Source organism: Arthrobacter sp. SO3, assembly GCF_020532825.1.
In the GTDB taxonomy this organism is placed as follows: domain Bacteria; phylum Actinomycetota; class Actinomycetes; order Actinomycetales; family Micrococcaceae; genus Arthrobacter.
On the sequence record NZ_MQTS01000105.1, the window covers coordinates 18,678 to 28,524 of the forward strand.

Consider the following 9,847-nt stretch of genomic DNA (forward strand, 5'->3'; position numbering starts at 1 on the left):
GGGTCGCATCGCCAGCCAGTGAGGCCTAGATCTGCCCTGCGGCGGCGTGCGTGCCGCGGGGCACGGCATGCACCGGGTGGACGCGGCGCACCGGCTCCTCCGGCAAAATCCCCGTCAGCCTGTCGACGAGCAGGTTCGCGGCATCCTCCGCCATCTGGGGCAGCGGGAGCGCGACAGTGCTGAGGTTGCAGATGGGCCAGCCGGACATTGGCACATTATCGATGCCCACAATGGACACATCCGCCGGCACTCGGAGGCCGAGATCCCGGGCCGCGTTCAGCGCACCGATGGCGACGGAATCGCTGATGCAGATAACCGCCCTGGGCGGCTGCTCGAGCGACATCAGTTTGCGCATGCCGGCGTCGCCGGACCCGTGGCCGAACCATCCACGGACAACGCGCGCCGAACGCAGTGGAATATCCGCATCAGCCAGTGCTTCCCGGATTCCGGCCTCGCGATCGACGCTGGTGGACGCCTCAACGGGCCCGGCAAGGAGACCAATTTCCCGGTGCCCGGCCGAGATGAGCATCCGGGCGGCAGTCCGGCCCGCCTCCACGTTGTCCGCCACCACGCTGTCTGCATCGACCATTCCGCCGACCCGGTTCAGCATGACCATAGGAATTCCCCGCCGGTGCAGTTCAAACGGCAAGGCCGACTCCCGCCGCGTGGTGGTGAGCAGCACGCCATCCACCGAGCGGTCCAGCAGAGGTGAGTATCCCGAGCCGTTTTCCTCGCGTTCGGCGAGCAGGACCATCCCGTAGCCCCGAGCCGCCAGTGCGTCGTGGATCGCCGGCAGGATCAGCGGATAGAGAGGATTCGCAAGATCCGCCACCATGGCCACCCGATGTGTGGCCTGCGTCGAGAGAGAACGGCCCATCTGGCTGGGTACGTAACTCAGGGCCGTGGCGGCTTCCGCGATGCGGCGGCGCGTTTCCGGGGTGATCCTGGGATCCCCCCGCAGCGCACGCGAAACGGTTGGCTGGGAGACCCCGGCAAGGCGGGCAACATCTCGACTCGTGGCAACCATGGGGTGCCTCACTTTCCGGTTCAGGCAGCGCTGGAGGACTGTCCGCCAACCAGCATCCACCATCTCTTGACAAGAGCTGTAACACACTCTATAACATACGTATGCATTTTGCAGGGCACCAAGCCGTGAAGTTGGCGTTTTGAAATCTCGCCGCGTCTTGGGGTCGAAGGTACCTGACTCGCGGTGGAACCCGCCGCCCCTCCCGGGAGTATCGCTACTGGTCGCCAGTATAATCATCGCCGAGACGGGAGCCGATATGACCGTGTTCCCCACAGCGCTATCGGTCCAGCGGGTTGAATCTCCTCACGGCGCCCATCGTTCTTTGGAACACTATCTACCTCGACCGGACGATCACGACCCTGAACAGCAACGGCGACACCACGGACCCTGACCATCTGAGGTTCCTCTCACCCCTTGGGATGAGAACATATCAACCTCACCGGAGACTACACCTGGCCCCGCACGAACCGCATTAAGCACGGGAGATGCAGACCGCTACGACGACCCGAACCGGCCTTAGCGTCGGACCCTTCTTTGTCTCGGCGTCAAGCCATGATGCTGTTTAGGCGACGGAAGAGCTGTCGGGCGATGTATCGCTTGAGGCATCGGCGGATGTCGCGGCGGCTCTTTCCCTCGGCCAGCCGTCGTTCGTCGGCGGAGGGGCGAGAACGACCTGGCCGCGGGTGACACGGATGGGGCCTGCCGGCGGTAGCCGCGCACCTCGCCGCAGTTCAACACCGCTGTCCGGGGTCAGAACAGGGTGTCCTGCACCCGCAGCGGCCGGTATCCGGTGGGGCCGAGCTGGGCCAGCTCGCCTTCGATATCGACGTCGATGGAGCCGAAGAAGTTGATGTTCTCGCTGTGGGCCGGGGAGATGTGGGCCAGGACCTCGTCGTCGATGCGCCGCCCGGACCGGCGTATCGATTCCACCGCCAGACCGTAGTATTCCGTCGTCCAGGTCACCATGGCGTTCGTCACGAGCGTGAGGCACCAGGCCTGCTCGGTCTGTTGTTCGAGGTGGCGGGCCCGGATGGTGCCTTCGTGGGCGTAGAGCAGGTCCCGTTTCAGGGCGTGCAGCGACTCGCCCTTGTTTAGTTGCCGGGAGATCTTGCGCCGGTAGGCCGGATCGGACAGGTACCGGGCGGCGTAGATCGTCCTGCGCAGCGCCCCGTACTCCTTCAGCACCAGCGGAGCTGCCGCCGCAGCCCAGGCCGCCGCGTCGGGATAGCCCGCGCGGCTCCACTTGTCACGGTGACGAGAGCACAGTCCGTGGCCGGCGGCGCCGTAGCGGCAGCCCGGCACCGTGCACGAGTCCAGTTCTCGCCGGCCCATCTGAGGCGAGGTCTGTTCGGCCTTGAACGTCGCGAGATCCGTGCCGCCAGCCTTCTTCCAGCGCAGATGGTGGCCGTTGCACATGCCACGGTGTTTGATCGGCCGGTCACAGCCGCCGATCTCGCAGGGCTTCACGCCCAGGACCGGGTCGTCGGGATCGGCGATCAACACGTCGACCCGGAACTCCGGCCGGACGGCGGCCATCAGCTTCTCCAGCAACCCAGCACGCCCCGTGCCGGGGGCCTTCCCGGCGAGCGTCACAGCCGCACCTCCCGGCCGGTGAACCAGCCCGCCGCCTCCAGGGTCCTGCGTGCATCCTCGACAGTGAGGTGGCTGTATGTGTCGATCGTGGTGGTGATCGAGGCGTGGCCGAGGAGTTCCTTCACCGACTCCATGCCCGCGCCCCGACGAAGCAGCCAGGTCGCGTAGGTGTGGCGCCATTGGTGGGGCTCGAAGTCGATCCCGGTCCGTTCCCGCAAGCGCAGGACCAGGTCGTAGACAGCGGCGTAGGTCCATGGGCGACCGTGGGGCTGCGACCACAAATTGACGAACACGTAGTCCGAGTCCAGGGAGCCGTACTCGCGGGCGAGGTAGTCGGCATAGAGCCGCATCAGCTCGGCGCTGGCCGGGATGGTCCGGGAGACGCCAGCCTTGGCGCGGGCCCGGTTGTCGTTGGCACGGGGTATGACGGTGACGGCTCGCTCCGCGATGCCCATGTCCTCGTGCCGGAGGCCGAGGGCCTCGCCGATCCGTACCCCGCAATCCAGCAGGAGGGCAAAGAGCAGGCGATCGCGTAAGTGGTCGCAGGCATCCAGGATCGTCTGAACCTCTTTGACGGTAAGGACCTTCGGTCGAGGCCGCCCGGTCTTCAGCTTGATCGCCCGCCGCCGCTCGGGCTTGTTCTTGGTGACGTGATGCAGGAACGGCTTGTAGGACGTGGCCGACCCCGCCCCTCGCCGTCCCGTCGGCTGCATCGTGACCAGCAGCCCGGCAAGCGCGACCCCGTGCCGGGCGTGGAACTCGCAGAACGAGGTCAACGCCGCCAGCTTGCGGTTCACGCTGGCAGCCGAGCAGTGGTGCTCTACCGTGGGCAGCACCGCGACCCTGCCGTCACGGGCCTCGGGCGGCAGCCGGAGCCAGGCCACGAAGCCGGCCACGTCCTCCAGCGACGCGGACTGCCAGCTGCCCCCGTGCCTGTCCAGGTAGGTGAACCAGTCCTTCAGGTCATGGGCGTATGCCTTGATTGTGTTCGGTGACTTCTCGATCGACGCCAGGTAGGCCAGGAACCGCTCGACCGGTTCGACCGGCATGTGGTCATCGCCAAGCAGCGTCCAGGACTCGAATTCCGAGTTGGGCATGAGAACCCGCTGTACACGCATCGAAACCTCCTACTCATCCGTGGTGGATAACAGAAGGTAATCCCATCCATGACGAGATCTCATGGATTTCCGGGCCTCGTCGTGCACGTGATGGACGGCGCCTCAGCGGCTCAAGATAACGAATCCCAGTCGGTTGTGCATCCCCCGGCGGCGGCCGGCTACCGACAGATCGGCATCGTCCAACCAGCAAAAGCCTTCCAGGTCATCCAGTGACACCTCAACCGGGAATCGGCCGAACCCGGAGGCCTGCTCGTCACTTAGGAAATCGACCGCCATGGCACCAATTCAACAGCCACCCGATCCCTTACCGTGAATTTCCGTACCGATCCTCCTCAGACCCCGAGATGGTGGGACGGGAAAATTTGCCCGAAGGGCGTCCATCAGGCGGTGAGCAACGCGAGCGGGATGACCGCTACGCCATCCTGTCGACGATAGGCGTGGGCGCCCGTGTTGATGACGACGAGGTCGACGATTTGGTCGGGGAGCGACTCCTTCAGCCAGAGCAAGTGGCGAACGTCGTGGTCGGTGATCGCGGATTTTAGCTTCACTTCAATACCGACAGCTTCTGCGTGTCCTCGGTGGATAATGAAGTCAATCTCGTGCCGCCCATCATGGTCGCGGAAGTGGGACACCTGCGCGTCGTTCGCCTCCGCATAGGTTTGAAGGCTAAGGGCGACGAGTGCTTCGAAGAAATCGCCGAGCCGAGTTCGGTCCCCGTTGTTGGTCGCGGGTTGGGCGGCGGACATCAATTTGACCTCGTTGAGGTTGAGTAGGCGCGCGGAGAGTGCCGGATCGGCGAGAAAGTGCTTCGGCGCGAGGGACGCTCGTGACAGGAGCTTCTGACTGGGCGACCAGGCGTCGACTTGGTCGAGCAGGTAGAGGCTGCTGAGGACGTCACGGTAGGCGATCGACGTCTTCTTCGTCGGTCCCGTCGGTTCACCTGGGTCGAGACTGGCACCGATCTTCGCAAACGTGGTTGCGGAGGCGGTGGCCGAGGCGTAACCCCGCAACCAACCTCGCAGCAGTTCAGGCCGGCGGATGCGGTGCCCCTGTTTGGTGAAGTCGTGAGTGATGACTCGCTCGATGTAGTCATCCAGCCAAACTCCGCGGGCACGGTCGCTCATCTGCCGAGGCTGCGGGAATCCGGAGGCGACGATTTCGCGGACGTAGTCGCGCAGTTCGACGTCACTGGAACCGTGGATGTCCGGGGTGTCTGCGCTGAGCAGATCGCGGACGCGGACGGTGGGCGTTGCCAAGTTGCGTTCCGCGATGGAAAGAGGTCGCATGCGGAATCGGATGATACGGCCAGCCCCGGAGTGGAGGTGGGTGCCAACGGGTGCGGCACTGCCGGCCAAGATGAACCGTTCTCCGGTCGAGTCACTGTCGACGAGGCGGCGGACACGGTCCCAGACCTCAGGGACATGTTGCCATTCATCGATGAGGACAGGGGTGTCTACTCTGCTCAAGTACTTGGGATCCGCTTGGATCAACTCCCGTATCTCGGGGAGGTCCAAGTCGAGAATTGTCTTCGCTCGCTGCCTCCCGGTGGAGGTCTTCCCGATCGCGCGAGCCCCATCGATGGAGATTGCAGCGAACGAAGGGAAGAGCTCGTCGATGGAGTCATCGATGATCCGCCTCTTGTACCCGTCCATTGTGATGGACCTCCCGCGCATCTTTACTAGTACACCATTTTGAGCGTTCTAAAGATACCATTCTGAGCGTTCTGAAGATACCATTCTGAGCTATATGAGTCCACCGTATTGAGCAGTCGTGATCCACCACTTTGAGCGCCCACTTGAGCTTTAACGTCCCGGCCACCGCGACTGCGAGCATCATCGCTTGACGCCGCGACATAGAAGAGCGCCATAGTCAGCACTCGCAGCGTCCGGTAACGATCGTTACCTGACAGCTCCATCAATACACGCATCAGCTGCAAAGCAGGCCCGCACGGGCTGCCGCCCATCATAAGGTGCATGAGCTGCAGACGTGCCGGGTGATGAAGGCCGCTCCGGCCGTCTTGGATGACACTGTCGGACGGCTTTCACACGGTCACTCAAGTCGGTTTCGCGGGTGGCAACGTAGGTGGCAATGACCCTTTCAAGAAGCGGAATGGGTCTTTGAACATCGACCGGCACGGGGACCTGAGCCGGGCGTCCATTCTCGACGGCGCCCGCCGCCGGGTGTGGTCCTTGACACACAATCGCTTTTGTCTCATCCTTAGACGAAAGGTGCTGCAGCGGCGCGCACCGGATTGGAGCAGTCAATGAACCAGGACAACTTGCACCCCCCGCAGAGACAGCCTTCACGACGAAGCCTCCTCCTCGCGGGCCTCGGGACCGCCATGTCTCTCCCCTTCCTCTCCGCTTGTGCCGGCTTCGATACCAGCGGCGCGGCCGCCGGCGAAGGCACCGTCGGATTCCTCTCAACGCAGTTCACCCCCGTCGAGGAAAAGCAGCGCTACGAAGCTGTCCTCAAGAAATTCCTCAAGGTCCCCGTGGCCTACAACCCGGTCGACGCCGGGGTCTTTGCCTCGACCGTGCGGTCGCAGGTGGATTCGGGCAACGTCAGCCTCTCCCTCTTGGGTGGACTGCACGGCGACCTGGCCCCGCTGGCTGACTCGCTCGAAGACGTCGACCCCCTGATCCGCGATCTCTCCGGCCGCGGCTTCGGCAAGGACATCCTCGAACTGACCAAGGTCGGCGGCACCACCTCCAAATATGTTCCCTGGATGCAGGCCACCTATGTCGTGGCCGTCAACAAAAAAGCCCTCGAATGGCTGCCCGGCGGAGTTGATGTCAACGACCTCAGTTACGAGGACTTCCTGGCCTGGGCCAAGGCGGCGAAGCAGGGAGCCGGCCGTCCGGTCTTCGGCATGCCGGCCGGACCCAAGGGCCTGCACCACCGCTTCTACCAGGGCTTCCTGCTTCCGAGCTTCACCGGTGGCCAGATCACCACGTTCCGGAATCAGGATGCCGTCACGGCCTGGAATTACATGCGGGAGCTTTGGGAGAACATGGCTCCGGCCTCCACCAACTACGACGCGATGCAGGAACCCCTGGCCCGCGGCGAAGTCCTGGTGGCCTGGGACCACGTCGCCCGGCTTGTCGGAGCGCCGGCTTCCAAACCGGACGACTGGCTGATGGTTCCGGCCCCGCGGGGACCGAAAGGCCGCGGCTACATGCTCATCGTCGCCGGCGTCGCACTGCCGAAGGGCGGGCGTGAGCGCGAACGCGCCGAACAGGCCATCCGCGGCCTCTCGGAACCGGTCACCCAGATTGAGACGCTGCGCAGCAATGCGTTCTTCCCCGTGGTGCAGACAGAATTGCCCAGCGACCTCAGGGGCGCCGTCGCCCTCGAAGCCGCCGCCGTCCGCCTCCAGCAACGTTCGCCCGGGGCCCTCCTGGCCCTGCCGCCCGTCGGGCTGGGCAAAAAAGACGGCGAAGTCTCCCAGATCTTCAAGAACTGTTTCCAGGAGATCTGCCTCAACAACTCCCCCGTCCAGGCCACCCTGGACCGCCAGGCCGGCCAGCTCAACACGATCCTCAACGAGCTGGACGTGCCCTGCTGGGCCCCCGATCCCGTCTCACCCGGTACGAAGTGCGAGGTAGCGTAATGACTGTCCAGTCCCCGCCGGTGAGTCCGGCCGCAGTCCAGGCCGCGCCGCGGCCCCGCCGTGTGCCCCCGGCCGTATGGCTGATCGGCCCCTCCATTGTCTTTATGTCCCTGCTGCTCGGCTGGCCGGTTGTCCAGGGCGTCCTGCAGGCCTTCCAGAACGAGCAGGGATTTACGCTCGAGTACGTCAACCGGATGGTCGAGGACCCTTACTTCTGGCCCGCGGTGCGGAACACGGTCCTGCTGATTGCGGTCATGATCCCGCTCCAGTTCGGGATTGCCATCGCCATGGCCCTGCTGCTGCGGTCCAACCCGCGGCTGAACAAGCTGCACTTTTTCGTCTGGGCCATTCCGCTGGCCCTCAGCGACCTGGCCGCCGGCCTGGTGTGGCTGTCCATTTTCAACGATCGCGGCTACCTGAACTCCTTCCTGAAGGGGTTCGGCATCGACGGCATCTCCTGGCTCGCCTATGACAACCAGGCAACGCTTTTCTTCTGCGTCCTCATCGCCGAAGTCTGGCGCTCCACCTCGCTGGTGCTGGTGATCGTCGTCGCCGGCCTGCAAGGCATCCCGAAGGACTATGACGAAGCCGCCCAGGTCTTCGGCGCCACCTTCTGGCAGCGCCTGCGCCACGTGACGCTCCCGCTCCTGAAGCCAAGCCTGCAGGTGGCCCTGATTCTCCGCACCATCCTGGCATTCCAGACGTTCGCCGTTGCCCAGGCACTCACGGGGCAGAACTTTCCCCTCGTCGTCGGCGAAACCTACCGCTGGTACACGGCCCTGCAGAACCCGAACGTCGCCGCGGCGCTGGCCCTGGTCATCCTCGTCGCATCGATGCTGACCTCCATCTTCTACCTGCGGGCACTCCGCGAGAAAGGGCAGGGAGGCAAACGATGAGCACCCCCACCGTAGACACAGCACCCCTCCAGCGGCAGCGCCGGCACCGGATCTACCTGCAGATAGCCTGCGTCACCATCTCACTCTCCATGCTGGTCCCGATTTACCTGATCTCGCTGGCGGCACTCTCGACGCGCGAATCCCTCAACGAGTTCCCGCTCAGCATGCTTCCCACGAACATCTCCTTCGACACCCTCTACGCGTTCCTGTCCTCCACCGGAATCTTCGGGGCCCTCGGCAACTCCGTACTCGTCGGCGTGGGCACGCTGGCCCTCTCGGCGGTCATCGGGATCCCCGGCGGCTACGCCCTGGCCCGGTTCGCGTTCCCCGGCAAAGAGCCCTACCAGCTGTTCCTTCTCTTCACCCGGGCCCTGCCGATCGTGGTCCTTTCGGTTCCGCTCGCCAAGTTATTCCTGACCACCGGCATCTATGACACGACCTACGGCGTCATCCTGCTCCACACCTCGCTGGCCCTGCCCACCACCATCCTGATCTCGGCCAGCGTGTTCCTCAGCGTCCCGGTCGACGTGGAAGAGGCCGCACGCATCTTCGGCTGCAGCCCGTTCAGCGCCTTCGCCCGGGTGGTGATGCCGATGGCACTGCCCGGCCTGGCGGCGGCATCGATCTTCACCTTCGTGATGTCCTGGAACGAAGTGCTGGGAGCCTCCATCCTGACGCTGGACCACCGGACCCTACCGGCCCAGGTCCTGACCTCCCTGTCGGATTCGCCCCTGGCCTACCGATTCGCCGGCGGCTTCGCGCTCGTCATCCCCTCGATCATTTTCATCGCCTTTATGCGGCGGTATCTGACCAACATGTGGGGCTCCACGATCCGCTAAGGCTCCGCCCTCCCCCCAACACTTCCCGGAATCACCCTAGAAGGAGCCAATCATGGCTGATATCTCCATCTCCCACCTCGTCAAGACCTACCCCGGCGGCACGGACCGCGCCACCGACGATGTCTCCCTGGACATCAAGGACGGCGACTTCACCGTGCTGCTCGGCCCCTCCGGCTGCGGCAAAACCACGCTGCTGCGGATGGTGGCTGGCCTCGAGTTCCCGGACGCCGGCTCGATCTCGGTCGGCGGCCGCGACGTCACCTACCTGCCGCCGAACAAGCGCAACATGTCCATGGTTTTCCAGTCCTACGCCGTGTTCCCGCACCGCAAGGTCCGGTACAACATCGGCTTCGGGCTGCAGATGGCCAAGGTCGATTCCAAGGAAATTGAGCGCAAAGTCCAGTGGGCTGCCGATCTGCTTCAGCTCACCCCGTACCTTGACCGGCTTCCGGCCCAACTCTCCGGCGGTCAGCGCCAGCGCGTCGCCGTGGCCCGGGCCATCGTGATGGACGCCGACGTGCTTCTTATGGACGAGCCGCTCTCCAACCTGGATGCCTTGCTCCGTCTGACGTTCCGGTCCGAATTGAAGAAGATCGTCAAGGACCTCGGGACCACCACCGTTTACGTCACCCATGACCAGAGCGAGGCCCTGTCCCTGGGCGACCAGGTTGCCGTCATGCGTAAGGGCCGGATCGCCCAGCTCGGCGATCCCCTGGACGTCTACGATGCCCCGGCCGATAAGTTTGTCGGCGGGTTCATCG

At 64.4% G+C, this 9,847-nt stretch carries 8 protein-coding genes and 2 pseudogenes; 5 read left to right on the forward strand and 5 right to left on the reverse strand.

Translation table 11 applies throughout. The features are described from left to right. Window positions 1-25: 25 nt before the first annotated feature. The gene (locus BJQ90_RS10720) at window positions 26-1,027 is read right to left on the reverse strand and encodes a LacI family DNA-binding transcriptional regulator (protein ID WP_226760270.1); all 1,002 of its coding nucleotides are present in this window, start codon (window positions 1,025-1,027) and stop codon (window positions 26-28) included. A 272-nt stretch (window positions 1,028-1,299) separates the two neighbouring features. On the opposite strand from BJQ90_RS10720, the pseudogene BJQ90_RS10725 reads away from it, so the two are divergent. Next, a pseudogene (locus BJQ90_RS10725) lies at window positions 1,300-1,534 on the forward strand (Tn3 family transposase); the annotation flags it as partial. Between the two features lie 243 nt (window positions 1,535-1,777). On the opposite strand, the gene BJQ90_RS10730 reads toward BJQ90_RS10725, so the two are convergent. From BJQ90_RS10730 to BJQ90_RS10745, 4 genes and pseudogenes are all read right to left on the reverse strand, one after another. Further along, the gene (locus tag BJQ90_RS10730) at window positions 1,778-2,620 is read right to left on the reverse strand and encodes a transposase (protein ID WP_226760271.1); all 843 of its coding nucleotides are present in this window, start codon (window positions 2,618-2,620) and stop codon (window positions 1,778-1,780) included. After that, on the reverse strand, window positions 2,617-3,738 hold the full coding sequence (locus tag BJQ90_RS10735) for a tyrosine-type recombinase/integrase (protein ID WP_226760272.1): 1,122 nt from the start codon (window positions 3,736-3,738) through the stop codon (window positions 2,617-2,619). Before BJQ90_RS10735 ends, BJQ90_RS10730 begins: the two co-directional genes overlap by 4 nt. A gap of 114 nt (window positions 3,739-3,852) precedes the next feature. Continuing rightward, window positions 3,853-4,014, reverse strand: a pseudogene (locus tag BJQ90_RS10740) (DUF4158 domain-containing protein); the annotation flags it as partial. 104 nt (window positions 4,015-4,118) lie between these two features. Then, entirely contained in the window at window positions 4,119-5,390 is a 1,272-nt protein-coding gene (locus BJQ90_RS10745; protein ID WP_226760273.1) for an ATP-binding protein, read from the reverse strand. A 689-nt stretch (window positions 5,391-6,079) separates the two neighbouring features. Between BJQ90_RS10745 and BJQ90_RS10750 the strand changes: the two genes are divergently transcribed. The 4 genes from BJQ90_RS10750 to BJQ90_RS10765 form a co-directional block, all read left to right on the forward strand. Further along, window positions 6,080-7,351, forward strand: coding sequence for an ABC transporter substrate-binding protein (locus BJQ90_RS10750; protein WP_226760274.1), 1,272 nt, complete (start codon window positions 6,080-6,082; stop codon window positions 7,349-7,351). After that, window positions 7,351-8,247, forward strand: a complete 897-nt coding sequence (locus BJQ90_RS10755) for a carbohydrate ABC transporter permease (protein ID WP_226760275.1) — start codon at window positions 7,351-7,353, stop codon at window positions 8,245-8,247. The genes BJQ90_RS10750 and BJQ90_RS10755 overlap by 1 nt, the downstream gene beginning before the upstream one ends. Further along, on the forward strand, window positions 8,244-9,086 hold the full coding sequence (locus BJQ90_RS10760; RefSeq protein ID WP_226760276.1) for a carbohydrate ABC transporter permease: 843 nt from the start codon (window positions 8,244-8,246) through the stop codon (window positions 9,084-9,086). Before BJQ90_RS10755 ends, BJQ90_RS10760 begins: the two co-directional genes overlap by 4 nt. Window positions 9,087-9,138: 52 nt before the next feature. Continuing rightward, a partial coding sequence (locus BJQ90_RS10765) for an ABC transporter ATP-binding protein (protein ID WP_226760277.1) occupies window positions 9,139-9,847 on the forward strand: 709 nt, incomplete at its 3' end.